This is a genomic window from Staphylococcus sp. TE8 (assembly GCF_000692055.1).
Classification (GTDB): domain Bacteria; phylum Bacillota; class Bacilli; order Staphylococcales; family Staphylococcaceae; genus Staphylococcus; species Staphylococcus capitis.
Genome location: NZ_JMGB01000001.1, coordinates 1,032,289 through 1,057,856, shown reverse-complemented (window position 1 = coordinate 1,057,856; position 25,568 = coordinate 1,032,289). Strand labels below are relative to the sequence as shown.

Sequence of the window (25,568 nt, the reverse complement as noted above, 5' to 3'; positions counted from 1 at the left end):
AGTTTAAAAATTTCTTTAAATTCGAATTTGTGGTAAGATTATTTCATAAGATAGTCATCTGTGGTGTACGTAAGTTTGCTTTTTATTTGGGCCTAACACTCTTTGATCAGGGAGCCCAATAGGTTTTCTCGCAGCGCACACGCCTCTATAGGAGGACTTGCAAAACGAGAAACAGGGCACCCACCTGTATATAGCAGGCCGAATGATCAAGCTATTTACAACTACGGCACCTACGGACTCTATCGATACGCAAGACTTCGGTCTTGCGTATTTTTATGTGAATTTTTACAATGATGAATATACATATATAAATGAAAAGCTAATTAAGGTTTAGTTTGATAAAGGAGTATAGAATGAAACATCAATTTTCCAGAAATGAATTGGCAATTGGTCAAGAAGGCTTAGATTTATTAAAAAATAAAACTGTAGCAGTTCTTGGTATCGGAGGAGTCGGATCTTTCGCTGCAGAAGCACTTGCTAGAACAAATATTGGTCATATTATACTTATTGACAAAGATGATGTTGATATTACAAACGTTAATAGACAAATTCATGCATTAACATCTACGATAGGTCAAAGTAAGGTCACGCTTATGGAAGAGCGAATTAAATTGATTAATCCAGATTGTAAAGTAACGTCGCTTCATATGTTTTATACAGAAGAAACATATGAACAAATTTTTAATAATTATCATATAGACTACTTTATTGATGCGAGTGATACCATTATTTATAAAGTACACCTTATGAAAGAATGTCTAGAGCGTGGAATTGATATGATTTCAAGTATGGGTGCAGCAAATAAAACGGATCCTACACGTTTTGAAATTGCAGATATTTCTAAAACGCATACAGATCCTATGGCCAAGGTGATTAGAAATAGATTAAAAAGACAAGGCATTAGAAAAGGAGTCAAAGTCGTATTCTCTGATGAAAGTCCAATTGTGATTCGTGAAGATGTAAAAGAAACTGTTGGCGATAAAAATGCGATTAATCGTAAAGGTCAAATGCCACCTTCATCTAACGCCTTTGTACCAAGTGTGGTAGGACTCATATGTGCAAGCTATGTTATTAATGATATTTTAAAAGATATTCCAGTTAGACGTATTAAAGATAAAGGTCAGTAACCTCAAAAAAGTTAGCTTATATTCCATAGGATAGATTGAACAGAAGTTGCATATAACTACTATTCAACTATCTTATTATTGGAATATAGCTAACTTTTATTTTTTGTTTAATAAATTTTCATAAACATCTTTAAATTGTTGCTCACTCTTAGACGTTGTTTTAGGTTCATAGTAAATTCTATTTTTAAGTTTGTCTGGTAAATATTGTTGCACGACGTGACCATTTTCATAATTGTGAGGATATTTATAGCCAATTGCTCTTCCTAAGTCTTTAGCGCCAGAGTAATGACCATCTTTTAAATAGTCTGGTATTTGTCCTACTAAACCTTTTCTGATATCACTCAAAGCACTATCTATAGCTGTGATTCCTGAATTAGATTTAGGTGATAAACACAGTTCTATCACAGCTTGGCTAAGTGGAATTCTAGCTTCAGGAAATCCAAGACGTTCAGCTGACTGAATTGCCGCTAATGTTCGTTGCCCCGCAGAGGGTGAAGCTAGGCCAACATCTTCGTAACTAATGACTAATAAACGCCTTACAATGGTAGGTAAGTCGCCAGCTTCAATAAGTCGTGCTAAATAATGTAATGCTGCATTAACGTCACTACCTCGAATTGATTTCTGAAAAGCACTCATTACATCATAGTGCATATCCCCATCTTTATCGCTCACAAAAGCACCTTTTTGTAAACAATCTTTAGCATCATCTAATGTAATGTGACGTTGGTTTTCAACTACCTCTGCACTTAGAACTGCTAACTCTAAAGCATTTAGGGCACTTCTTACATCACCTTGGCTTTGAGTGGAAAAGTACTCCATAGCATCTTCGTCTACAATAGGATGATAACTTTTAAGACCTCTATCACTATCCTCAATTGCACGATCAAGTGCAATTCTTACATCATGGTCATCTAAAGGATAAAGTTCAAAAATTTGAGCTCTAGAACGGATAGCTGGGTTAATCGCATGATATGGATTAGACGTAGTGGCTCCTATCAAGACAATTTTGCCATTTTCTAAATGAGGCAAAAGAAAGTCTTGCTTTGCTTTATCCAAACGGTGTATCTCATCAAGTAGCAAGATGACTTGGCCAGACATTTTGGCTTCTTCAACAACCATTTGCATATCCTTTTTAGTATTTGTAACAGCATTTAATTGTCTAAATTTAAACTGTGTACTTCCAGAAATGGCTTTGGCAATACTCGTTTTACCAATACCTGGAGGTCCATAAAATATCATTGAAGAAAGTCGTTTAGTCTCAACCATTCTTCTAATAATTCCTTTAGGACCAACGAGATGCTGTTGTGATATAATCTCATCTATATTCATAGGCCTCATTCGAGACGCTAGAGGTTCTGTACTCACATTTGTCACACCTTTCTAATATTATCTTAACGTAAAAAATGATAGAATGGGAATATATAATTCGAATTAAGTGAGGTTATACAATGAAAATATCAACAAAAGGGAGATACGGATTAACATTGATGATTTCTCTTGCTAAAAGAGAAGGTCAAGGTTGTGTATCTTTAAAGTCTATTGCTGAAGAAAATAAACTAAGTGATTTATATCTTGAACAATTAGTCGGCCCTTTAAGAAATGCTGGATTAATTCGAAGTGTGCGTGGTGCTAAAGGTGGTTATCAACTTAGAGTACCAGCTGATGAAATCACAGCAGGCGATATTATTCGCTTACTTGAAGGTCCGATTACGTTTGTAGAAAGTATTGAATCTGAACCACCTGCACAGAAACAATTATGGTTGAGAATGAGAGATTCAGTTCGAGATGTGTTAGATAACACAACTTTAAAATATCTTGCTGATTATAAAGAAACCAATGAAGATTTAGATGGCTATATGTTCTATATTTAACATTTTAGTAATCTATTTAAGTTAGAATTATACTCATTAATCGCATAAATCCTAAATTTTTATAGAAAAATTTAATTAATAATGTTTATCCTCATTTTCAAGTGGTATAACAATTAATACATCGAAGAGGTAGTAAGTATGGCAGACGAAATTAAGTTTAAATAAACTTAAGCTAACGTCAAATAGTCAATTGGAAATGCTACCATCAACCAAGAACTTGAAAGTGAAGGTCCGTAAAATAGTGCTTATGGCGAAACGAATGAATTCGTTGTAAATGTCAAAGATAAAGCAAGTGACCTTATTAATAAGCAAAAAATAATTTTTCAAATTCGAAAGGAGCTATTATTTATGAGTTTCATGGATAAAGCAAAAGAAGCAGCAGAAAAATTCAAGGATAGCGATAACGAACAAGTTAACAAAGCAAAAGATAAAATTAACGAATACACTGGTGGCGGAGACGACGACAAAAAAGACAAAGACGACAAATAAGTCTTAACCATACAGTTATAAAGGGAGGGCAGACGCCCTCCCTTTATTTTATATTATGACTGAATTACTTTTTGTAATCTTTGATAAGATTCAAGTTGTTTATCTCGGTCATAAATGTAACTTATTGCCATTAGCTCATCAATTTCTCCATATTCCTTTATAAAGCCTTCAAGTTGACGCTTAACAGAATCCTCTGAGCCAATTAAAGAGCCACTGAAACGTTGTTTAGCTAGTTCATATTCTCTCGGAGTAAGTAATCCTTTTAAATCATCAGTTGGTGGTTGAACAGGTTGCATTCTGCCTCTTGTAATACTCACCATTACTTGAGCCATTGTGCTTGCTAAATATTCAGCATGCGTATCTGTATCTGAAACAATCACATTTAAACATACAATGACATAAGGTTCGCTTAACACATCAGAAGGTTCAAATAACTCTTTATATATTTGAATAGCTTCTTTCATTTGTTGAGGCGCAAAATGTCCGGCAAATACATATGGCAATCCTCTTCTAGCAGCCACATGAGCAGAATCAGTTGAAGAGCCTAGTATATATAGAGGAACATTTTTACCTACAGCAGGGTAAGCTCTTACATATGCTTGTTGATTTCCCGGTCCGAAGTATTTCTCTAGTTGTTCGACTTCTTCAGGAAATTGGTATACACCATTATGTTGGTCACGTCTTAATGCACTAGCAGTCATCATATCTGTACCAGGCGCGCGACCTAAACCTAAATCAACGCGATGTGGGAAAAGTGTTTCCATCGTGCCAAATTGTTCGGCCACTATAAGTGGTGCGTGATTAGGTAACATAATTCCACCTGAACCTACTTTAATTCTTTCCGTATGTTCTAAAGTATGTTGAATAAGTAATGCCGTAGCAGAACTAACTAAATTTGGAGCGTTGTGATGTTCAGCTATCCAATAACGTTCGTAACCTAATTCATCTAAACCTTGAGCTAATTTAACCATGTCATTAATAGCGTCTTTATCGTCTTGACCTTCTCTAATAGGTACAAGATTTAATGCTGATAATTTAATATCTTTCATTTTATAGCTTCCTTTCATGACAATTTAATAGTTGAAGTATAACAACTGAATATTGAATGCAACATTTATATGCTCATGCATAGAAAGGTTTCATCTTTTTGGAAAATGAGTTTCATTAAAGATTAATCATCGAAAAATTACTATTTAAGATGTTAAAATATTATAGAAATAAAAATTCTTTCCATAAACAGAAAGGTAGAAAAAAGCAAGTATTGGTGCTATTATAGGAACATTGATAACATGACGAGGAGTGTCCACACATGGAAGTTTATGCAGATTATGCCGCGACCACACCAGTAAAAACAGAAGTCGTTGATGCAATGATGGAAATCTATAAAGAACATTATGGTAATCCATCTTCTATTCACTCAATAGGTAGAGATGCACGTAAATATTTAGATCAATCACGCCGAAAAGTTGCACAACTATTAGGTGCAAAACCTCATGAAGTGATATTTACAAGTGGTGCTACGGAATCTAATAATACTGCAATCAAAGGATTAGTAAAAGCGAATGAACAATTAGGAAATCATATTATTACTTCTAAAATTGAACATCATTCCGTTTTACATGTATTTGAGCAACTTGAACGAGAAGGCTATGACGTAACATATTTAGATGTAGATGATACTGGAGCGGTTGATTTAGATCAATTACGTGAAACAATCACAGATAAAACAATTCTTGTATCAATTATGTTTGTTAATAATGAAGTTGGTACTGTTCAAAATATGTATGACATTGAGGACATTATTGCTGAAACTAATGCGTTATTCCATGTTGACGCTGTACAAGCTATTGGTCATTTAGAAATTGACTTTCATGATTTCAAAATTGATACTATGAGTGTAACTGGACATAAATTTGGGGGCCCTAAAGGAGCTGGTATACTCTTAGTAAAGGACCATACTCCGCTTGAATTTAATCAGCTAGGTGGGGAACAAGAAACGAAACGTCGAGCTGGTACTGAGAATGTTCCTCAAATAGTTGGACTTACTAAAGCTTTGGAATTAGCAGTTCAACATCGTGACGCAAATAATGTTCATTTAATGAATTTAAAAGAATTATTCTTAGTTAGTTTGCAAGAATGTGCGATCCCGTTCGAACTTAATGGTTCTATGACAGACTCAACAGGTCATATTTTAAATCTTTATTTCCCATTTATTGATGTTGAAACAATGTTAACTCTACTAGACCTTTCTAATGTATACGTATCATCTGGGTCAGCTTGCACAGCAGGTTCTACAACACCGTCACATGTTTTAGCAGCAATGTTTGAAGATGAAGAACGTGCAAAACATTCTGTTAGATTTAGCTTTAATGAACAAATGAACGAACAACAAATTAAATATATAGTAGCCGAAATTCATAAAATTTATCATAAATTTAAGGAGGAATCATAGTGTCAAATAAAGATATACGCGTAGTCGTTGGTATGTCTGGAGGTGTTGATAGTTCAGTAACTGCACACCTATTAAAAGAGCAAGGTTATGACGTTATAGGTATTTTTATGAAGAACTGGGATGACACTGATGAAAATGGTGTATGTACCGCCACAGAAGATTACAATGATGTCATTGCAGTATGTAACCAAATTGGTATACCATATTACGCAGTTAACTTTGAAGAGGAATATTGGGACAAAGTATTTACTTACTTTTTAGATGAATATAAAAAAGGACGCACACCAAATCCTGATGTAATGTGTAATAAAGAAATTAAATTCAAAGCATTCTTAGAGCATGCTTTGAAATTAGGTGCTGACTATGTCGCAACTGGACATTATGCTCGTATACGTCGACACGAGGATGGGCATGTAGAAATGTTACGCGGTGTAGATAATAATAAAGATCAAACTTACTTTTTAAACCAACTATCACAAGAACAACTTTCTAAAGTTATGTTCCCAATTGGTGACATTGAAAAAAGTGAAGTTAGACGAATCGCAGAAGAACAAGATTTAGCTACAGCCAAGAAAAAAGATTCTACAGGAATCTGTTTCATTGGTGAAAGAAACTTCAAGGAATTTTTATCGCAATATTTACCAGCACAATCAGGTGACATGGTAACATTAGATGGTAAAAAAATGGGACAACATAGCGGTTTAATGTATTATACAATTGGACAACGTCATGGCTTAGGAATAGGTGGAGATGGAGATCCATGGTTTGTTGTAGGTAAAAACTTAGATGACAATTTATTATATGTTGAGCAAGGCTTCCATCATGATGCTTTATATAGTGATTACTTAATCGCTTCAGATTTCTCATTTGTTAATGAAAATGAAATTGACTTAGAGCATGGTTTCGAATGTACTGCGAAATTCCGTTATCGTCAGAAAGATACAAAAGTATTCGTTAAAAAAGAGGATGAATCTTCAATTCGTGTAACTTTCGACCAACCTGTACGCGCAATTACTCCTGGACAAGCGGTTGTCTTTTACAATGAAGAAGTCTGCTTAGGTGGAGCTACTATAGATGATGTATACAAAAATGAAGGTCAACTTAGTTACGTAGTTTAAACCTTGAACTTGAATACCGTTAATTCATAAGATGACTATCTTTGGGTTAACGGTTTTTATTTTTTAAGCATGTTATAATTATTTAGAAACGAGGTACGAATGATGCATGAACAGAATCAAATTTATCAATATATTAAAGATGGTAAGTTCGAAGATGCTTTAAAAGCACTTTTCGATAATATTGAAGAAAATCCTAATGCAGTTGAAAACTACATTAATGCAGGAATTGTGTTATCTGATGCAGGAGAAATAGAAAAAGCCGAGCGTTTCTTCCAAAAAGCGATTACTATTGATCCGTCTAATGGTGCTGTATATTATAATTTAGCGAATGTTTACTATAATCAAGGTCGCTTTAAAGAAGCAATTAAATTATATCAAAAGGCATTAAAAAACAATGTAGCTATTGTAGATTGTAATTATATGATTGGAATGTCATTTAACCAATTAGAAGCTTTTAAAGAAGCATTACCATTCTTGATGACTGCAGCTGAAAAAGATGATAACGATGATGTTGAGATTCAATTTCAATATGGACTTGTCTTATGCCAGCTCGAAATGTTTGAACAAGCCATTAATCAGTTAAATCACGTATTAAAAATTGACCCTGAACATGTAGATGCTATATATAATCTCGGCCTAGCAAGCTATATGAAAAAAGAAGATGTTGATGAAGCTATTGCTTATTTTGAACAAGCAGTTTCTATTGATGAACAGCATTTATTAAGTCAACACGCTTTAAAAACGTTTAAGACGATGAAAGAGGAGGAGTAACATGTCTGACCCTACACATTTTGATAAATCAATGATCAAAGGTACTGTAGATGCTATATTATTTCAAAATAATGATAATTTCTATACAGTTCTTAAAGTAGACACGATTGAAACGAATGAGTCCTTTGATAGCATGCCAACTGTTGTAGGGTTTCTTCCAAATGTAGTTGAAGGAGACGTCTATACGTTTAAAGGGCAAATTGTCGACCACCCACGTTATGGTAAACAATTAAAAGCTGAAACTTTTGAAAAGGAACTTCCACAAACCAAAGATGCAATTATTAGTTATTTATCTAGTGATTTATTTAAAGGAATAGGAAAGAAAACTGCTCAAAATATTGTTAATTCATTAGGCGAGAATGCAATCAATGATATATTAAATAATCCTGAAGTGTTAGAAAAAGTCCCTAGTTTACCTAAGAAAAAGCAAAAGCAGATTGCAGAACAAATAAGTTCGAATCAAGAATCAGAAAAAATAATGATTCGGTTACATGATTTAGGATTTGGTCCTAAACTTTCAATGGCAATTTATCAGTTTTATATGGGAGATACATTGAAAATACTAGACGAAAATCCTTATCAACTCGTTTATGATATTAAAGGAATAGGTTTTAATAAAGCTGATCAATTAGCGCGAAACATTGGTATTGCAGCAGATTCTGAAGAGCGTTTAAAAGCAGGATTGCTTTATACACTTGAAGAAGAATGTATCAAACAAGGACATACATATTTGCCTAATTCATATGTGATTGAATCAACGCAAACTATGCTTAACGATAGCTCTGAAGTTGTTATTTCTACTAAAATGCTAGAGCAAAAGATTGAGCAACTCTCTGAAGAGAAAAAATTGATTCAAAGCGAAGAACAAGTTTCAATTCCAAGTTTGTATTATTCGGAATTAAAGAGTGTTCAAAATCTTTATCGTATTCTAACTAATAATAAAAAGTTAAAAGAAATCGAACAATCAGATTTACAAATGCATATTGGTGAAATTGAGTCACTAAATCAAGTAAATTATGCAACTTCACAGAAAGAAGCTTTAGAGACGGCAATCAATTCAAAAGTGATGCTTCTTACTGGTGGTCCCGGTACTGGTAAAACTACTGTCATTAAAGGCATCGTAGAGCTTTATGCAGAAATACATGGATTATCATTAGATTATGATGATTACAACGAGGATGATTATCCAGTTGTACTTGCTGCACCAACTGGACGCGCATCTAAAAGACTTCAGGAATCTACTGGATTAGAAGCAATGACAATTCACCGTTTAATAGGTTGGAATCAAGAAACACAACCTGAAGATATTTTAGATAATGAAATTAATGCACGGCTTATCATTATAGATGAAATGTCTATGGTAGATACATGGTTATTTCATCAATTTTTAAGTGCTGTTCCATTAGATGCTCAAATTGTATTTGTAGGAGATGAAGACCAACTCCCTTCAGTTGGACCGGGTCAAGTGTTTAAAGACCTCATTGATTCTAAAAGAATTCCGCGTGTTAATCTTACGGAAGTGTATCGCCAACAGGATGGCTCAAGTATTGTTGATTTAGCACATCGTATGAAAGTAGGCGAACCCATAGATATAACTCAACGTTTTCACGATCGCAGTTTCATTAACTGTACTTCAGACCAAATACCTGATGTAGTAGATAAAGTTGTTAAAAGTGCAGTGAGTAAGGGGTATAATATGAGTGATATTCAAGTCCTTGCTCCTATGTATAAAGGTAATGCAGGAATAAAACGTCTCAATCAAGTATTACAATCTATTTTAAATCCAAAGGAAAAAGATAGTCGTGAAATTGAATTCGGAGATGTTGTATTTCGTAAAGGAGATAAAGTACTTCAGTTGGTCAATAGACCTAATGACAATATATTTAATGGTGATATTGGTGTAATTGTAGGCATATTTTGGGCTAAAGAAAATGCTCTTAATAAAGATGTAATAGTAGTAGATTTTGAAGGAAATGAAATTACCTTTACTCGACAAGACTTACTTGAACTTACTCATGCTTATTGTACATCTATTCATAAATCTCAAGGGTCAGAATTTCCAATTGTTATTATGCCTATAGTTAAACAATACTTTCGTATGTTACAAAGACCTATCCTTTATACGGGTCTGACCCGTGCTAAGCAATCACTTGTTTTACTAGGGGATCCCCAAGCATTTGATATAGGACTGAAGACAAAAGGCCAAGAACGTTTAACTCAGTTGAATCACTTATTAAAATCTTATTTTGGTGATGAGCAAGAAGTTATAGGTAGTTCAGGTCATTCATCTGTAAATAGCACTGAAAAAAATGATACTACACAAACTGAAGAAGAGAGCGCAACAACTGACGCACCACAAAATGACATTGTTCTTAGTGAAACCACTATATTTAAAATTGATCCTATGATTAATATGGGAGAAATGACGCCTTACGATTTTGCCGAGCATTGACATTCGTCATTAAAATAAATAAAATAAACTTAAGTTCACATAAAGATGAGTAAGTAACATGTTGATTTTAGAGATGTACTGGCTGGTGTAAAGTGCAATCAATGTTACCGAACGCTACTTTATGTCATAGAGAATACGTAATTTTAAGTGGTAAGAAATTTAATTAAGTTATAAATAGTTTCTTTTATAGCTACTATTATTTTTCTTATAACTAGGGTGGTACCGCGATAACGTTCGTCCCTTTGTGGATGAACGTTTTTTATTTTTCGTGTGATTATCATTAAGTTAAAATTCGTATTTCTTTATTAAATACTTATTTCCCAAGGGAGTGTTCTATAGATGAAAAATTTAAAAGCTAGTGAAATTAGACAAAAATATTTAGATTTCTTCGTTGAAAAAGGTCATATGATTGAACCTTCTGCACCACTTGTACCTATTGATGATGATTCATTACTATGGATTAACTCAGGTGTAGCAACACTAAAAAAATACTTTGATGGTCGCGAGACGCCAAGAAAGCCAAGAATTGTAAACTCACAAAAAGCCATTCGTACTAATGATATTGAAAATGTTGGCTTTACAGCGAGACATCATACATTTTTTGAAATGCTTGGAAATTTCTCAATTGGAGATTATTTTAAACAAAAAGCAATTGAATTCGCTTGGGAATTCTTAACTAGTGAGAAATGGATGGGTATGGAACCAGAAAAATTATATGTAACAATTCATCCAGAAGATACGGGTGCTTATAAAATTTGGAATGAAGATATTGGTTTAGATGAAACTCGTATTATTCGAATCGAAGGTAACTTCTGGGATATTGGCGAAGGGCCATCGGGACCTAATACAGAAATTTTCTATGATCGTGGTGACGAATATGGTCAGAATGATCCTGCTGAAGAAATGTATCCTGGCGGAGAAAATGAAAGATATTTAGAAGTATGGAATTTAGTATTTAGTGAATTTAATCATAATAAAGACAATACGTATACACCACTTCCTAATAAAAATATTGATACTGGCATGGGATTAGAGCGTATGGCTTCAATCTCACAAAATGTCAGAACAAATTATGAAACAGATTTATTTATGCCTATTATAAATGAAGTTGAAAATGTTTCAGGAAAGAAATATTTAGAAGTTGAAGAGCAAGACGTAGCATTTAAAGTTATTGCAGATCATATTAGAACCATTGCGTTTGCTATTGCTGATGGTGCATTACCTGCAAATGAAGGGCGTGGATATGTCCTACGTCGTTTATTACGTCGTGCAGTTAGATTTAGTCAATCACTAGGTATTAATGAACCATTTATGTTTAAACTTGTGGATATTGTTGCTGAAATTATGGAACCATATTATCCAAATGTCAAAGAAAAAGCCGATTTTATTAAACGAGTGATTAAGTCAGAAGAAGAACGATTCCATGAGACACTCGAGGAAGGCTTATCAATTCTAAATCAGTTAATTGAAAAAGCTAAAAAAGACAATCATGAAATTAAAGGGGAAGATGCATTTAAACTGTATGATACTTATGGTTTCCCTGTAGAATTAACCGAAGAATTAGCAACTCAAGAAGGTTTATCAGTTGATATGACTACTTTTGAAAATGAAATGCAACAGCAAAGAGACCGTGCTAGACAAGCACGTCAAAGCTCTCAATCTATGCAAATACAAAGTGAAGTGCTAAAAAATATTACTGATGATAGTACATTTGTTGGATATGAAACAACTGATTACCAATCTATAATCACGCATTTAATATACAATGGTGAAGAAGTCGAGTCAGTGGAGGCTGGAGAGACTGTTTATTTCACACTAAAAGCTACGCCATTTTATGCTGTCAGTGGTGGCCAAGTAGCAGACGAAGGTACAATTGGAAATGATAAATTTGAAATTGCAGTATCTGAAGTGACGAAAGCACCAAATGGTCAGAATCTACACAAAGGTATTGTGCAATATGGACAAGCTACAGTTGGAGCAGAAGTGGATGCTAGCGTTAATAAAGAAGACCGTCGTGCAATTCAAAAGAATCATAGTGCTACGCATTTATTACATGCTGCTTTAAAAGAAGTATTAGGTGATCACGTAAACCAAGCAGGTTCATTAGTAGAAGCAGATCGATTACGTTTTGACTTCTCGCACTTCGGCCCAATGACGCAAGAAGAATTAGATCAAGTTGAACGAAGAGTGAATGAAGAAATATGGAGAGGCATTGATGTTCGTATTCAAGAAATGGGTATAGATGAAGCCAAATCTATGGGGGCAATGGCTCTCTTCGGTGAAAAATATGGTGATATTGTTCGAGTAGTAAATATGGCTCCATTTTCTATCGAATTATGTGGTGGTATTCATGTAAGTAATACTGCAGAAATTGGTTTATTTAAAATTGTAAGTGAATCTGGTACTGGTGCAGGAGTTAGACGTATCGAAGCGTTAACAGGAAAATCTGCTTTCCTTTATCTCGAAGATATTCAGTCTAAATTTAATACCATTAAAAATCATGTTAAAGTCAAATCAGATGAACAAGTAGTTGGTAAAGTAACTCAGTTACAAGAAGAAGAAAAATCATTACTTAAACAATTAGAACAACGTAACAAAGAAATCACCTCTCTTAAAATGGGAAATGTTGAAGACCAAGTTGAAGTTATCAATGACTTGAAAGTATTAGCAACTGAAGTTGAAGTTCCAAACGCTAAAGCGATACGCTCAACGATGGATGATTTTAAATCTAAGTTACAAGACACGATTATTGTGTTAGCAAGTAATGTTGATGGTAAAGTTTCCATAATAGCTACTGTTCCTAAATCACTTACAGATCAAGTTAAAGCAGGAGACATTATAAAAAACATGGCACCTATCGTAGGTGGTAAAGGCGGTGGTCGTCCGGATATGGCTCAAGGTGGCGGCACACAACCTGAAAACATAACAGAAGCATTACACTTCATTAAAGATTACATTAAAAATCTATAACTTAATTTCATAATATTGTAGAATTAACTTGAATAATAATATGCATTAAAAGGAGTGTCACATATGGAAAACTTTGATGAAACGATGAAATTTGACTATGAAGAGATTCCAAAAGAAGATGTCAAATCAGTACTTAACAATGTGCACCGTACATTAGAAGAAAGAGGATATAACGCAGTAAATCAAATTGTAGGTTATTTACTCTCTGGTGATCCTGCCTATATTCCTCGCCAAAATGAAGCGAGAAATCAAATTCGTCATATTGATAGAGATGTGATTATGGAAGAACTTGTTTCTTATTATTTAAAAGAGTCTGACCATTAAAATGTTACAACATAAAATTATAGGTTTAGACGTAGGAAGCAAAACTGTTGGCATTGCTATAAGTGACCTAATGGGATGGACTGCCCAAGGTTTAGACACACTCCGTATCAACGAAGAACAAAACGAATTAGGCATAGAAGAATTAGTCGATATTATTAAAAAAAATCAAGTCGGTACTGTAGTTATAGGATTACCTAAAAATATGAACAATTCTATTGGATTTCGAGGAGAGGCTTCGTTACAATACAAAGAGAAACTTCAAGAAGCCTTGCCTTCCATAGAAATTATAATGTGGGATGAACGATTAAGTACGATGGCTGCTGAACGTTCATTACTAGAAGCAGATGTTTCTAGGCAAAAGAGAAAGAAAGTTATAGATAAAATGGCAGCTGTGTTTATATTACAAGGCTATTTAGACTCTATCCAATAAAGGAGATATAAAAATGACAGAACATAACCACGAACAAAATCATGAATCAGATTTAAGCATTAATAACGAAGAAGAATTATTAACTTTATTCGATGAAGACGGCAATGAAGTTTTATATCGTAAAATGTTAGAATTTTACCATCCTGAATTCAAAAAGGAATATGTTGTATTATCCGAAGAAGGTGCTCAATCTGATGAAGATGATATGATTGAACTCGTACCTATGATTAATGAACCTGATGAATCTGGAGATGGTGGTAAATTAGTACCTATCGAAACAGATGAAGAATGGGATATGATTGAAGAGGTTGTAAATACTGAGATTAATGAATAGTATCTCATTATTAATATGTAAGCTTTAATTGTTTAAAACTCATAGCTCTAAGATGTAAGTTTTTAGTATACATCTTAGAGCTTTTTTGATTAAAAATGAGTTATTTTATTGTTATTTAATTGAGTTAGTAATATCGAACTTAAAAACGCAAACTATAATTACTTTAATAACATACTAAAATAAATTGAATCACATATTTCTCACTTATATTTATTAATAATTTATGGTAAAATATGTAAAGTTAATTTCTATGAAACGATCATTCACTTCTAATATGAAAGAAATAGAAGCACCATTATAGAAATCAGTCATTTATATTGATTAAAATGATAATCAATTTTGGACTGATTTATTTTATGTCTACAAATCTTTTTAGTTTTTATAATAAAGGAAGTTATTTCAAAATGGATTTGAACCAAAACTATTTAACTCAATTACATCAAAAGTTAGATACAAACATAGAGAATTTAAGACCTTATGCAGAAGACAATCAAGTTCCTATTGTAGATAAATTAACTTTAGATATGATTAAACAATTAATAAGAATGAATCATACCAAAAACATTCTAGAAATTGGTACTGCTATTGGCTATAGTTCAATGCAATTTTCTTCAGTAGCAAATGATATACATGTAACTACCATTGAACGTAACGAAGATATGATTGCTTTGGCGCGAAATTATTTTCAAGAATATGGTTACAATGAACAAATAAGATTGATTGAAGGTAATGCGCTAGAAACATACCAACAAGTCAATGATAGAGAATATGATATGATATTTATCGATGCAGCCAAAGCCCAATCCAAAAAGTTCTTTGAGTTATATACGCCTCTTTTAAGAAAAGGTGGGATTGTAGTAACTGACAATGTTTTATACCACGGTTTTGTATCGAATATAGACATTGTGAGATCTAGAAATGTTCGTCAAATGGTTAAAAAGGTACAACAATATAACCAGTGGTTAATGGAGCAATCAGGGTATACAACTAACTTTTTAAATATAGATGATGGTTTAGCAATATCAATTAAAGGAGAATGACTATGGTTGAATTATTAGTTACTCCTAAGTCAATAACTCATATGGAAACACTAATAGAAAAAGGTGCAGATGCATTTGTTATTGGTGAACAAAAATTTGGTTTAAGACTTCCAGGAGAATTTAATCGTGAAATGATGAAAGAAGCTGTTGAAATAGCACATAGAAACAATAAAAAAGTTTATGCTGCGGTCAATGGTTTGTTTCATAATTATCATTTAGATGCTTTAGAAAATTACATATATTTTTTACATGAAATTCAAGTGGATCGAATTATTTTCGGTGATCCAGCAGTAGTAATGTTTGTTAAAAATCAATCAAATCCTATCCCTTTACATTGGGATGCTGGAGCATTAGTAACAAATTATTTCCAATGTAATTATTGGGGGAAAAAGGGTGCATCAAGAGCTGTTTTAGCTAAAGAGCTTAGCTTAGAAGAGATGATTAATATTAAAAAGAATGCTAATGTTGAAATCGAAGTCCAAGTACATGGAATGACATGCATGTTTCAATCGAAACGAATGTTGTTAGGTAATTACTATACATTCCAAGACAGACAAATGAAGATTGAGCGCAATAATGCACAACAAGATTTACTTTTATATGATGAAGAACGCGATAACAAATATCCAGTTTTTGAAGATTATAATGGAACGCATATTATGTCTCCGAATGATATTTGTTTAATCGAGGAATTAGAACCATTTTTTGAAGCGGGAATTGACGCATTCAAAATCGATGGCGTTCTACAATCAGAAGACTATATCAATGTAGTAACAGAGCAATATAGAGAAGCAATTGACTTATATAATGAAGACCCTGAAGCATATGATGATGAAAAATTCATGTTAGTCGATCCTATAGAGGAAATTCAACCTGAACATCGTCCATTCGATGAAGGTTTCTTATATAAACAAACGGTTTACTAAGGGAGGCTTATCATTAATAATGAAAACTCTAGAAGAAGTTCAATCAAGTTCGAAACCAAAAATGAAAAAGCCAGAATTACTTGCTCCAGCAGGAAATTTAGAGAAACTTAAAATAGCTGTACATTATGGTGCTGATGCAGTATTTTTAGGTGGTCAAGAGTATGGTTTACGTTCAAATGCAGATAATTTTACTATGGATGAAATTGCTGAAGGCGTAGAATTTGCAAATCGTTATGGTGCTAAAATCTACGTTACAACAAATATTATTGCACATGATGAAAATATGGATGGATTAGAGGAATATCTACGTCAGTTAGATAAAACAGGCGCAACTGGAATTATTGTAGCTGATCCATTAATCATAGAAACATGCAAAGAGGTCGCACCAAGACTTGAAATTCATTTATCTACTCAGCAATCTCTTTCAAATTATAAAGCTGTTGAATTTTGGAAAGAAGAAGGTTTAGACCGTGTTGTGTTAGCACGTGAGACAGGCGCTATGGAAATGAAAGAAATGAAGGAAAAAGTTGATATTGAAATTGAAGCTTTTATTCATGGTGCAATGTGTATAGCATATTCAGGACGTTGTACATTAAGTAATCATATGACAGCTCGTGATTCAAACCGTGGAGGCTGTTGTCAAAGTTGCCGTTGGGACTATGATTTACTTCAAGTAGATAATGATGGAGAACTTGATTTATTTTATGAAGATGGAGATGTTACACCGTTTGCAATGAGTCCAAAAGATTTAAAATTAATTGAATCTATACCACAAATGATGGAATTAGGAATCGACTCTTTAAAAATTGAGGGTAGGATGAAATCTATTCATTATATTGCAACTGTCGTATCAGTTTATCGAAAAGTCATAGACGCTTATGCTATGGATCCTGAGAATTTTAAGATTAAACCTGAATGGCTCAAAGAACTGGATAAATGCGCAAATCGTGATACAGCGCCAGCTTTCTTCCAAGGGACACCTGGATATGAAGAGCAAATGTTTGGAGAAGAACAATCTAAGAAATCAGCTTACGATTTTTGCGGACTAGTACTCGACTATGATGAACAAACGCAACTTGCTACCATACAACAGCGAAACCATTTCAAACCAGGACAAGAAATTGAATTCTTTGGTCCTGAAATTGATAGTTTCAGGCAAATTGTTGATGCTATTTATGATGAGGAAGGTAATAGTTTAGATGCCGCACGTCATCCACTGCAAATTGTTCAAATTAAAGTCGACAAACCTATTTATGCTAATAACATGATGAGAAAGGAAATCGGCTAATGAATCAAACGACAATAATTGGTATTGCTGGTGGCTCTGGTTCAGGTAAAACCACTGTTACTAATGAAATTATGAAGAATCTTGAAGGCCACAGTGTTGCACTTTTAGCTCAAGATTACTATTATAAAGACCAGTCTCATTTAACTTTTGAAGAAAGACTTGAGACAAATTATGATCATCCATTCGCATTCGATAATGATTTACTTATACAAAATCTTAAAGATTTAAGAAATGGTGTGGCCATCGAAGTTCCTACTTATGATTATTCGAAACATACTCGTAGTGATGAAACGATTGCATTTGAACCAAAAGATGTTATTATCGTAGAAGGTATCTTTGCTTTAGAAAATAAAACTTTACGAGATATGATGGATGTAAAAATTTATGTGGATACAGATGCAGATTTAAGAATTTTACGTAGACTTACACGTGATACTCAAGAACGTGGACGTTCTATGGAGTCTGTAATTAATCAATATTTAAATGTAGTCAGACCAATGCATGAACAATTTATTGAACCAACAAAAAAACATGCAGATATTATCATACCTGAAGGTGGCAGTAATAAGGTCGCAATTGATATTATGACTACGAAGATTCAATCACTCGTTAGCAAAAAATAGTAACTTATAGTAAAGGAAGATGACATTATGGAAAACCAAAAACAATACCCAATGACTCAAGAAGGTTATGAACAACTTGAGCAAGAATTAGAAGAATTAAAAACGGTTAAAAGACCAGAAGTTGTTGAAAAAATTAAAGTAGCTCGTTCTTTTGGTGACTTATCAGAGAACTCTGAGTACGATGCAGCAAAAGATGAACAAGGATTTATCGAACAAGATATTCAACGTATTGAACATATGATTAGAAATGCGCTTATCATTGAAGATAATGGCGATAATAACGTTGTTCAAATTGGTAAAACAGTCACTTTTGTTGAATTACCAGGTGATGAAGAAGAAAGTTATCAAATAGTAGGTTCTGCTGAAGCTGACGCATTCAAAGGAAAAATTTCAAATGAATCTCCTATGGCAAATGCTTTAATAGGTAAAGGATTAAATGACGAAGTTCGTGTTCCTCTTCCTAACGGCGGAGAAATGAACGTTAAAATCGTTGATATCAAATAATTAAATATTTTATTTTAAAATTGCTAGTACTAATGAATTCTAGTATTAAGTCCGAGTCATATTTTATGACTTGGACTTTTTTATGTTATTATTATAGAAATTTTAGCTTTAAAGAAACATTACACCATTAAATGTAGTTCTTAATAGATGAGTAGGATAAAATCCTTTTGTTATTCATCATTTTTATCATGACAAAAAATAATATGTATGATTAAATAAATATTAGCGATTTTTTGAAATAGAAATGCTATATTTTTTGAAAGACCTTAATTTCTAAATATCAAATTATTAGTAATTATCACTAACAATTTGAATTAATTATTAAACAAACATTTTATTGCAATGATACAATTAAATAGTTACAGCAAATAAATCCTTAAAAATTTAAAGGGGAGGGATTTTAAAGTTGGAAACTCAAATTATAAATGAACAAACTGTGATGATTTATTTTGATAATGAAATTAGTGAAAGCACTTACCAACTCGTTCAATCAACAGTACAATACATAAAGAAACAGAATCATTCAGAGATAACAGAAATCATTCCATCTTATAGAGCAATTCTAATATACTTCGATAATAATAGGATAGAAGGAAATGAATTGTTAGAAAATTTAGAACTTAACCGCTTACAAAACGAGTCAGATGCTAGAACTCGAAATAAGCGTATTATTCAAATTCCTGTTTTATATGGTGAGGAATATGGACCTGACTTGGCTGAAGTTGCAGAACATAATCATTTAACTAAAGAAGAAGTCAAACAGATTCACACTCGTCAGCCATACCTTATTTATATGTTAGGCTTTATGCCAGGATTTCCTTATTTAGGGGGGCTTGACGAACGTTTACATACACCAAGACGTTCTGAGCCAAGACTTAAGATTGAGGCTGGTTCTGTTGGAATAGCCAATAATCAAACGGGATTATATCCAATGGACTCTCCAGGAGGGTGGCAAATTATTGGTCGTACACCTTTTAAGGTTTTTGATCTCAATCGAACTCCGATGACAATGTATGAAGCTGGAGATTATATTCAGTTTTATGAGATTGATCAACATGAATATAACAATATATCTGAGGAAATTGAAAATGGAAAATTTGATATAGATAAGTGGGTGACAAATAAAGATGAGTATTAAAATTTTACAACCTGGCTTATTTTCAACAATCCAAGACGAAGGACGTATAGGTTATCAAGATTTAGGATTTTCCGGAGCTGGTGCTTTAGACTTTTATAGTTTTAAAATGGCTCAAAAATTAATTGGTAATGATGGACCTGCGATTGAATACACTGTTATTGGCCCTAAAGTACAGTTTCTTAAAGAAAATACTTTTGCATTTATCGGTGGTACATCCAATGCAAAATTAAACGGTAATTCCATTGATTCACAAGTAGTATATAAAGTACAGACTAACGATGTATTAGAAATCGGTCAGGTTACTGAAGGTGCGAGAGGATATCTTGTGTTTGGTCATCCGTTAAAAATAGAAAGGATTGCAGAGAGTTATTCTACTCATACTAGAAGTGGACTTGGTGGTTTTGAAGGACGAGCGCTTAAAAAGCATGATATTATACCTACTCAAAGTAATGCATCTTATAATGAGAATTTAGGTAAAGCAACCGACTATAAACCATTAGTAGAGGATAATACTATTCATGTTATTAAAGGTCCTCAATTTAGTTCATTTTCAGAGGAAGCAGTAGATACATTTATCAATTCTGAATTTAAGGTTTCAGATCAGTCGGATCGTATGGGTTACAGATTAGTTGGTCCATCCGTTTCACCTTTGAAAACGGCTGACATTATTTCTGAACCTGTAGCTTTAGGAAGCATCCAAGTTCCTAATGACGGAAATCCAATTATTCTATTAAATGATAAACAAACTGTAGGTGGTTATACTAAAATTGCTACAGTTACTCAATTAGATTTAAAAAAATTAGCGCAACTTAAACCTGGAGAGACTATTCGATTTGAATGGATATCTACAGAAGAAGCGTTTAAACAATTAATTGAATTTGAAAATGATTTTGATCAAAAATTAAAAAACGTGTCAGAACAACCATTATTTAATTTAAGCAATGTAAGAAACACTTCTAAGAAATTAGCATCACTAATTAAGGAGGACAAATAATAATGAATCTTGAAAGAATAGAAGAAATTATAAATTTAGTAAAATCAAATGATGTAAAAAAGTTTAAATATAAAGACTTTGAGAATGAAATTGAACTTGATTTCACAGAGGGTAATTCATCACAAGGTTTATCTCAAACTGCAAATGTACAATCAAATGAAATGACACAAACTAATAATGAAACTCAAGATACTAACAACCAAACGCAAGATTCTAGTGATGACAAAGAAATTAAATCTTCTATGGTTGGTACGTTTTTCTTACAAGATAGTAAAGAATTAACGGATCCCCAAATTAAAGTTGGTGATCAAGTTAAAGAAGGAGATATCATTGGTTACATAGAAGCAATGAAGGTAATGAACGAAATCACTAGTGACGTGAGTGGTGAGGTTACTGAAATTGTTGTAGAACATGGTACTAATGTTGAATATGATCAAGTATTAGTCAAAATGAAGTAAGGGGGAATAGACTTATGTATCGTTGTTTGATTGCAAACAGAGGGGAAATAGCCGTAAGGATTATTCGCGCATGTAGAGAGATGAAAATCGAAACAGTAGCCATCTATGCCAAAGGCGACGAAGATAGTCTGCATGTAAGTTTAGCTGATCAAGCGATTTGTATTGGAGAAGCTAATCCTTTAGATAGCTATTTAAATATAGAACGTATTATCTCAGCAGCAGAAATTACCGGAGCAAATGCGATACACCCTGGTTACGGTTTCTTATCTGAATCAACTACTTTTGCTGAAGCTGTTGAAGAAAATGATATCCACTTCATTGGCCCTAATAAAAAGACAATGGAAATGATGGGGGATAAAATTACAGCTCGTCAGACCGTTCATGCTGCAAATGTTCCAGTAATTCCTGGATCTGACGGCGAGGTTGAATCTGTTGATGAAATTAAAAAACTCGCGGAAGAAATAGGATACCCCCTTGTTCTTAAAGCTGCAAGTGGCGGTGGAGGTAAGGGTATCCGTATCGTTAAAGAACCTGAACAATTAGAAAAATCATTAAAAGAAGCTAAAAGTGAAGGTCAAAAATATTTTAATGATGATCGTGTATACGTTGAAGCTTTTATTCCCGTTGCAAAGCATGTAGAGGTTCAAGTCATCGGTGATGGTAAAAATAACTATGTTCATTTAGGTGAACGTGATTGTTCAGTGCAACGAAAAAATCAAAAACTTATTGAAGAATCACCTTGTGCTGCATTAACAGATGAAAGACGAGAACGGATTTGTAATGATGCTGTTAAAGTAGCAAAGGCATCTAATTATAGAAGTGCTGGTACAATTGAATTTTTAGTAACAGAGGATGCTCACTACTTTATTGAGATGAATGCACGTATCCAAGTCGAACATACAGTTACTGAAATGCGAGCAGATAGAGATCTTTTACAAGCACAATTATATTTATTGCAATATGGTGAATTACCGTTCCAACAAGAAGATATAGTGTTTAACGGACATGTAATTGAAGCACGTATTAATGCTGAAAATCCAGAAAAGAAATTCCAGCCCACTCCTGGTAAAGTGAAGAAATTACATTTACCACAAGGATTTAATATTCGAGTAGATTCTTTATTATATTCCGGTTATCAAGTATCACCATATTATGACTCACTTGTAGCAAAAGTGATTGTAAAAGACTCAAATAGACAAACAGCTATCAATAAATTAAAAGTAGCATTAGATGAAATGGTTATTGAAGGTTTCACTACAACAGCAGATTTCTTATACGCAGTATTAAGTTATCCGTTATATGCAGATGGTGATGCAAGTGAAGTTGATATTAAATTCTTAGAGAAGCATCAAATCATTAAAGGGGTGGATTTATAATGCAAATCGATTTGAATTGTGATTTAGGTGAAGCATTTGGAAATTATTCATTTGGTGGCGACAATGATATTATTCCTTTAATTACTTCGGCAAACATTGCTTGTGGTTTTCACGCCGGTGATGAAAATGTAATGAATGAGACAATACAACTTGCTAAAGAAAATAATGTAGGCATAGGAGCACATCCAGGTTTACCTGATTTACAAGGTTTCGGCAGACGCAAAATGGATATTAAACCTAAAGAAATCTACAATTTAGTTGTCTACCAATTAGGTGCTTTGAATGGTTTTTGTAAAATTCATGGAACTCGTATAAATCATGTTAAACCTCATGGTGCTTTATATAACATGGGCGCTAAAAATAAAGAAATTGCTCAAGCTATTGCACAAGCGGTTTATGATTTCGATAAATCCTTAGTGCTAGTTGGACTATCTAATACATTGTTAATTTCAGAAGCTGAAGCGCTTGGTTTACGTACTGCTTCAGAAGTTTTTGCAGATCGTCGTTATGAAGATGATGGTCAGCTTGTAAGTCGTCAAGAATCAGATGCGACAATTACAAATACGGATGAAGCATTACAGCAAGTGTTAAAAATGGTTACTGAAAATAAAGTTGTTAGTAAAAATGGTAAAGAAATTGATTTACAAGCCGATACAATATGTGTCCATGGTGATGGTGCTCATGCACTTGATTTTGTAACTCAAATTAGAAAAAAATTAACGAAAGAAGGCATTGATATTCAATCCTTATAGGGGGTACCAGAGATGGGAGAAAATTTTAAACAAAGCAACAATCAAGAAACAAAACAAAGTGGGAAAGACTTTAAATTTACAAAAGGTCATAGACGTTTATTATATGGTTCAGTATTTTTGATGGCTACTTCTGCCATTGGTCCGGCATTTCTAACTCAAACGGCTGTTTTCACAGCACAATTTTATGCTAGTTTTGCATTCGCTATTTTAATATCAATATTAATTGATATTGGTGCTCAAATTAATATTTGGCGTGTTTTAGTAGTTACTGGATTGCGTGGTCAAGAAGTTTCAAATAAAGTTGTACCTGGATTAGGCACAGTGATATCAATATTAATAGCATTTGGGGGACTTGCATTTAATATAGGTAATATTGCAGGTGCAGGTCTTGGACTCAATGCAATGTTTGGTTTAGATGTTAAATGGGGTGCAGCTATAACTGCAATATTCTCTATCTTAATCTTTGTAAGTAAAAGTGGCCAAAAAATAATGGATGTAGTATCTATGATTCTAGGGGTAGTAATGATTTTGGTCGTTGCATATGTGATGGTAGTTTCTAATCCTCCATACGGTGATGCATTAGTACACATGGTTGCACCTGAACATCCAATTAAACTTATTTTACCTATAATTACTTTAGTTGGAGGCACTGTAGGTGGATATATAACTTTTGCAGGAGCACACCGATTATTAGACTCTGGCATGAAAGGTAAAGAGTTTTTACCTTTCGTTAACAGATCTGCGATTGCAGGTATTTTAACAACAGGAGTTATGAGAACTTTACTTTTCTTAGCAGTTTTAGGTGTGGTTGTTACTGGAGTTACGTTAAGTGCAGAAAATCCACCTGCTTCAGTGTTTGAACACGCTATTGGTCCAATAGGAAAAAATATATTTGGTGTAGTTATTTTTGCAGCAGCGATGTCATCTGTTATCGGTTCAGCATATACAAGTGCAACCTTCTTGAAGACATTACATAAGTCTTTATTTAATAAAAATAATTTAATAGTCATTATGTTTATAGTTATCTCAACATTAATTTTCTTATTCATTGGTAAACCTGTAAGTTTACTTATAATTGCGGGAGCAATCAATGGTTGGATTTTACCAATAACACTAGGGGCTATCTTAATAGCTAGTCGTAAAAAATCTATTGTTGGAGATTATAAACATCCTACTTGGATGCTTGTTTTCGGAATCATAGCAGTTATAGTTACGATTATCACTGGTATTTTCTCTCTACAAGATTTAGCAAGCTTATGGAAAGGTTAATTATTTTTTATTACTTCACGTCGTTAAGATGTGAAGTATTTTTTTATTAAAAAGTCTTAAAAATTTAATTATTTAACTCCCTTTTGATAATTAACTTATCCTATCGTGATGAATTTTAAAATGTGATAAAATACGTAGTGCTAGGACTTTTTAAAAGAGGTGTAAATAGAAATGATAGGCATAATTGGAGCTATGGAAGAAGAAGTAGGTATACTCAAAGATAAAATTGTCGACTTAAGTGAAATTAGTGTGGCACACGTAAAATTTTATACTGGTACACTTAATAATAAAGACATTGTTTTAACTCAAAGTGGAATAGGTAAAGTGAATGCTACTATATCTACGACTTTATTAATTGAAAAATTCAATCCAGATATAGTAATTAATACAGGTTCTGCTGGCGCTCTTGATGAGAGTTTAAAAGTGGGTGACGTATTAGTTAGTAATGAAGTCATTTATCATGATGCAGATGCAACAGCATTTGGTTATGCTTATGGTCAAATCCCACAAATGCCAGAGCGTTATGAGTCTAGTGAAAAATTATTAGAAAAAACAATTGATATATTAAAACAGCAACAGCTAAATGGTAAAGTGGGCATGATTACTAGTGGCGATAGTTTTATTGGAAGTGCTCAACAACGAAATAAAATTAAATCACAATTTCCAGATGCAATGGCAGTAGAAATGGAAGCGACAGCTATTGCACAAACATGTTTCCAATTTAACGTTCCATTTATTGTGACGAGAGCAGTTTCAGATTTAGCTAATGGAGAAGCAGATATTTCATTTGAAGAATTTTTAGGTCAAGCTGCGATTTCTTCTAGTGAGACAGTTGAATTGTTAGTTAAATCATTATAAAAGT

Annotated in this window: 25 protein-coding genes and 1 other RNA gene; 24 read left to right on the top strand and 2 right to left on the bottom strand. The window is 33.3% G+C overall.

Annotated elements, in window-relative coordinates; all coding sequences use genetic code 11:
- Positions 1 to 52 precede the first annotated feature (52 nt).
- Together ssrS and CM54_RS05000 are read left to right on the top strand one after the other, a co-directional pair.
- Positions 53 to 243, top strand: a non-coding RNA gene (gene ssrS, locus CM54_RS12335) — 6S RNA.
- Positions 244 to 353: 110 nt separating this feature from the next.
- Complete coding sequence (locus CM54_RS05000) at positions 354 to 1,127, top strand: tRNA threonylcarbamoyladenosine dehydratase (protein ID WP_002435982.1); 774 nt, start codon at positions 354 to 356, stop codon at positions 1,125 to 1,127.
- Positions 1,128 to 1,223: 96 nt separating this feature from the next.
- Here the strand turns inward: CM54_RS05000 and CM54_RS04995 are convergent, their stop codons facing one another.
- A complete protein-coding gene (locus CM54_RS04995) occupies positions 1,224 to 2,492 on the bottom strand; it encodes a replication-associated recombination protein A (RefSeq protein WP_030064671.1) in 1,269 nt (422 codons plus the stop codon).
- An 83-nt stretch (positions 2,493 to 2,575) separates the two neighbouring features.
- On the opposite strand from CM54_RS04995, the gene cymR reads away from it, so the two are divergent.
- Both cymR and CM54_RS12535 read left to right on the top strand, forming a co-directional pair.
- Positions 2,576 to 2,998: a cysteine metabolism transcriptional regulator CymR gene (gene cymR / locus CM54_RS04990; RefSeq protein ID WP_002436108.1), complete on the top strand. Its 423-nt coding sequence runs from the start codon at positions 2,576 to 2,578 to the stop codon at positions 2,996 to 2,998.
- A 348-nt stretch (positions 2,999 to 3,346) separates the two neighbouring features.
- Positions 3,347 to 3,487, top strand: coding sequence for an SAS049 family protein (locus tag CM54_RS12535; protein WP_002436115.1), 141 nt, complete (start codon positions 3,347 to 3,349; stop codon positions 3,485 to 3,487).
- Positions 3,488 to 3,540: 53 nt separating this feature from the next.
- Here the strand turns inward: CM54_RS12535 and CM54_RS04985 are convergent, their stop codons facing one another.
- Positions 3,541 to 4,536: an LLM class flavin-dependent oxidoreductase gene (locus CM54_RS04985; protein ID WP_037549332.1), complete on the bottom strand. Its 996-nt coding sequence runs from the start codon at positions 4,534 to 4,536 to the stop codon at positions 3,541 to 3,543.
- Positions 4,537 to 4,796: 260 nt separating this feature from the next.
- On the opposite strand from CM54_RS04985, the gene CM54_RS04980 reads away from it, so the two are divergent.
- From CM54_RS04980 to mtnN, 20 genes are all read left to right on the top strand, one after another.
- Entirely contained in the window at positions 4,797 to 5,939 is a 1,143-nt protein-coding gene (locus CM54_RS04980) for a cysteine desulfurase family protein (RefSeq protein WP_037549330.1), read from the top strand.
- Positions 5,939 to 7,057 carry a tRNA 2-thiouridine(34) synthase MnmA gene (gene mnmA, locus CM54_RS04975; RefSeq protein WP_002436098.1) on the top strand — a complete coding sequence of 373 codons (1,119 nt, stop codon included), beginning with the start codon at positions 5,939 to 5,941 and terminating at the stop codon, positions 7,055 to 7,057. The genes CM54_RS04980 and mnmA overlap by 1 nt, the downstream gene beginning before the upstream one ends.
- A gap of 102 nt (positions 7,058 to 7,159) precedes the next feature.
- A complete protein-coding gene (locus CM54_RS04970) occupies positions 7,160 to 7,828 on the top strand; it encodes a tetratricopeptide repeat protein (protein ID WP_037549328.1) in 669 nt (222 codons plus the stop codon).
- Between the two features lies 1 nt (position 7,829).
- Positions 7,830 to 10,280 carry an SF1B family DNA helicase RecD2 gene (recD2, locus tag CM54_RS04965; protein WP_037549327.1) on the top strand — a complete coding sequence of 817 codons (2,451 nt, stop codon included), beginning with the start codon at positions 7,830 to 7,832 and terminating at the stop codon, positions 10,278 to 10,280.
- A gap of 339 nt (positions 10,281 to 10,619) precedes the next feature.
- Positions 10,620 to 13,250 (top strand): alanine--tRNA ligase, encoded by a 2,631-nt coding sequence (alaS, locus tag CM54_RS04960; protein ID WP_037549326.1) that lies wholly within the window; start codon positions 10,620 to 10,622, stop codon positions 13,248 to 13,250.
- Positions 13,251 to 13,313: 63 nt separating this feature from the next.
- Positions 13,314 to 13,574 carry an IreB family regulatory phosphoprotein gene (locus CM54_RS04955; protein WP_037549325.1) on the top strand — a complete coding sequence of 87 codons (261 nt, stop codon included), beginning with the start codon at positions 13,314 to 13,316 and terminating at the stop codon, positions 13,572 to 13,574.
- Between the two features lies 1 nt (position 13,575).
- Positions 13,576 to 14,004: a Holliday junction resolvase RuvX gene (gene ruvX / locus CM54_RS04950; RefSeq protein WP_002435990.1), complete on the top strand. Its 429-nt coding sequence runs from the start codon at positions 13,576 to 13,578 to the stop codon at positions 14,002 to 14,004.
- A gap of 13 nt (positions 14,005 to 14,017) precedes the next feature.
- Positions 14,018 to 14,338, top strand: coding sequence for a DUF1292 domain-containing protein (locus tag CM54_RS04945; protein WP_037549324.1), 321 nt, complete (start codon positions 14,018 to 14,020; stop codon positions 14,336 to 14,338).
- 404 nt (positions 14,339 to 14,742) lie between these two features.
- A complete protein-coding gene (locus CM54_RS04940; protein WP_037549322.1) occupies positions 14,743 to 15,378 on the top strand; it encodes an O-methyltransferase in 636 nt (211 codons plus the stop codon).
- A gap of 2 nt (positions 15,379 to 15,380) precedes the next feature.
- Positions 15,381 to 16,304, top strand: a complete 924-nt coding sequence (locus tag CM54_RS04935; RefSeq protein ID WP_037549319.1) for a peptidase U32 family protein — start codon at positions 15,381 to 15,383, stop codon at positions 16,302 to 16,304.
- A gap of 19 nt (positions 16,305 to 16,323) precedes the next feature.
- Positions 16,324 to 17,592 carry a peptidase U32 family protein gene (locus CM54_RS04930; RefSeq protein ID WP_037549316.1) on the top strand — a complete coding sequence of 423 codons (1,269 nt, stop codon included), beginning with the start codon at positions 16,324 to 16,326 and terminating at the stop codon, positions 17,590 to 17,592.
- A complete protein-coding gene (gene udk / locus CM54_RS04925) occupies positions 17,592 to 18,215 on the top strand; it encodes a uridine kinase (RefSeq protein ID WP_002436118.1) in 624 nt (207 codons plus the stop codon). The genes CM54_RS04930 and udk overlap by 1 nt, the downstream gene beginning before the upstream one ends.
- Before the next feature lie 27 nt (positions 18,216 to 18,242).
- Positions 18,243 to 18,719: a transcription elongation factor GreA gene (gene greA, locus CM54_RS04920; RefSeq protein ID WP_002435980.1), complete on the top strand. Its 477-nt coding sequence runs from the start codon at positions 18,243 to 18,245 to the stop codon at positions 18,717 to 18,719.
- Between the two features lie 406 nt (positions 18,720 to 19,125).
- A complete protein-coding gene (gene pxpB, locus CM54_RS04915) occupies positions 19,126 to 19,857 on the top strand; it encodes a 5-oxoprolinase subunit PxpB (RefSeq protein WP_037549313.1) in 732 nt (243 codons plus the stop codon).
- Positions 19,847 to 20,851, top strand: coding sequence for a biotin-dependent carboxyltransferase family protein (locus CM54_RS04910; RefSeq protein ID WP_037549312.1), 1,005 nt, complete (start codon positions 19,847 to 19,849; stop codon positions 20,849 to 20,851). Before pxpB ends, CM54_RS04910 begins: the two co-directional genes overlap by 11 nt.
- 2 nt (positions 20,852 to 20,853) lie before the next feature.
- On the top strand, positions 20,854 to 21,309 hold the full coding sequence (locus CM54_RS04905) for an acetyl-CoA carboxylase biotin carboxyl carrier protein (RefSeq protein ID WP_037549311.1): 456 nt from the start codon (positions 20,854 to 20,856) through the stop codon (positions 21,307 to 21,309).
- 14 nt (positions 21,310 to 21,323) lie between these two features.
- The gene (locus tag CM54_RS04900; RefSeq protein ID WP_002436565.1) at positions 21,324 to 22,685 is read left to right on the top strand and encodes an acetyl-CoA carboxylase biotin carboxylase subunit; all 1,362 of its coding nucleotides are present in this window, start codon (positions 21,324 to 21,326) and stop codon (positions 22,683 to 22,685) included.
- Positions 22,685 to 23,437 carry a 5-oxoprolinase subunit PxpA gene (gene pxpA / locus CM54_RS04895; protein WP_037549310.1) on the top strand — a complete coding sequence of 251 codons (753 nt, stop codon included), beginning with the start codon at positions 22,685 to 22,687 and terminating at the stop codon, positions 23,435 to 23,437. Before CM54_RS04900 ends, pxpA begins: the two co-directional genes overlap by 1 nt.
- Positions 23,438 to 23,449: 12 nt before the next feature.
- Positions 23,450 to 24,706 carry an NRAMP family divalent metal transporter gene (locus CM54_RS04890; protein WP_023350169.1) on the top strand — a complete coding sequence of 419 codons (1,257 nt, stop codon included), beginning with the start codon at positions 23,450 to 23,452 and terminating at the stop codon, positions 24,704 to 24,706.
- A gap of 171 nt (positions 24,707 to 24,877) precedes the next feature.
- The gene (gene mtnN, locus CM54_RS04885; RefSeq protein ID WP_023350170.1) at positions 24,878 to 25,564 is read left to right on the top strand and encodes a 5'-methylthioadenosine/S-adenosylhomocysteine nucleosidase; all 687 of its coding nucleotides are present in this window, start codon (positions 24,878 to 24,880) and stop codon (positions 25,562 to 25,564) included.
- Positions 25,565 to 25,568: the final 4 nt, after the last annotated feature.

Excerpts from the sequence above, each read along its gene's own strand:
- CM54_RS05000 (WP_002435982.1), top strand. The coding sequence starts at position 354 with ATGAAACATCAATTTTCCAGAAATGAATTGGCAATTGGTCAAGAAGGC.
- CM54_RS04945 (WP_037549324.1), top strand. The coding sequence starts at position 14,018 with ATGACAGAACATAACCACGAACAAAATCATGAATCAGATTTAAGCATT.
- CM54_RS04955 (WP_037549325.1), top strand. The coding sequence starts at position 13,314 with ATGGAAAACTTTGATGAAACGATGAAATTTGACTATGAAGAGATTCCA.
- CM54_RS04970 (WP_037549328.1), top strand. The coding sequence starts at position 7,160 with ATGCATGAACAGAATCAAATTTATCAATATATTAAAGATGGTAAGTTC.
- pxpA (WP_037549310.1), top strand. The coding sequence starts at position 22,685 with ATGCAAATCGATTTGAATTGTGATTTAGGTGAAGCATTTGGAAATTAT.
- alaS (WP_037549326.1), top strand. The coding sequence starts at position 10,620 with ATGAAAAATTTAAAAGCTAGTGAAATTAGACAAAAATATTTAGATTTC.
- recD2 (WP_037549327.1), top strand. The coding sequence starts at position 7,830 with ATGTCTGACCCTACACATTTTGATAAATCAATGATCAAAGGTACTGTA.
- greA (WP_002435980.1), top strand. The coding sequence starts at position 18,243 with ATGGAAAACCAAAAACAATACCCAATGACTCAAGAAGGTTATGAACAA.
- CM54_RS04905 (WP_037549311.1), top strand. The coding sequence starts at position 20,854 with ATGAATCTTGAAAGAATAGAAGAAATTATAAATTTAGTAAAATCAAAT.
- cymR (WP_002436108.1), top strand. The coding sequence starts at position 2,576 with ATGAAAATATCAACAAAAGGGAGATACGGATTAACATTGATGATTTCT.
- CM54_RS04985 (WP_037549332.1), bottom strand. The coding sequence starts at position 4,536 with ATGAAAGATATTAAATTATCAGCATTAAATCTTGTACCTATTAGAGAA.
- ruvX (WP_002435990.1), top strand. The coding sequence starts at position 13,576 with ATGTTACAACATAAAATTATAGGTTTAGACGTAGGAAGCAAAACTGTT.
- CM54_RS04910 (WP_037549312.1), top strand. The coding sequence starts at position 19,847 with ATGAGTATTAAAATTTTACAACCTGGCTTATTTTCAACAATCCAAGAC.
- CM54_RS04940 (WP_037549322.1), top strand. The coding sequence starts at position 14,743 with ATGGATTTGAACCAAAACTATTTAACTCAATTACATCAAAAGTTAGAT.
- mtnN (WP_023350170.1), top strand. The coding sequence starts at position 24,878 with ATGATAGGCATAATTGGAGCTATGGAAGAAGAAGTAGGTATACTCAAA.
- CM54_RS04900 (WP_002436565.1), top strand. The coding sequence starts at position 21,324 with ATGTATCGTTGTTTGATTGCAAACAGAGGGGAAATAGCCGTAAGGATT.
- udk (WP_002436118.1), top strand. The coding sequence starts at position 17,592 with ATGAATCAAACGACAATAATTGGTATTGCTGGTGGCTCTGGTTCAGGT.
- CM54_RS04890 (WP_023350169.1), top strand. The coding sequence starts at position 23,450 with ATGGGAGAAAATTTTAAACAAAGCAACAATCAAGAAACAAAACAAAGT.
- CM54_RS04930 (WP_037549316.1), top strand. The coding sequence starts at position 16,324 with ATGAAAACTCTAGAAGAAGTTCAATCAAGTTCGAAACCAAAAATGAAA.
- CM54_RS04935 (WP_037549319.1), top strand. The coding sequence starts at position 15,381 with ATGGTTGAATTATTAGTTACTCCTAAGTCAATAACTCATATGGAAACA.
- CM54_RS04980 (WP_037549330.1), top strand. The coding sequence starts at position 4,797 with ATGGAAGTTTATGCAGATTATGCCGCGACCACACCAGTAAAAACAGAA.
- CM54_RS12535 (WP_002436115.1), top strand. The coding sequence starts at position 3,347 with ATGAGTTTCATGGATAAAGCAAAAGAAGCAGCAGAAAAATTCAAGGAT.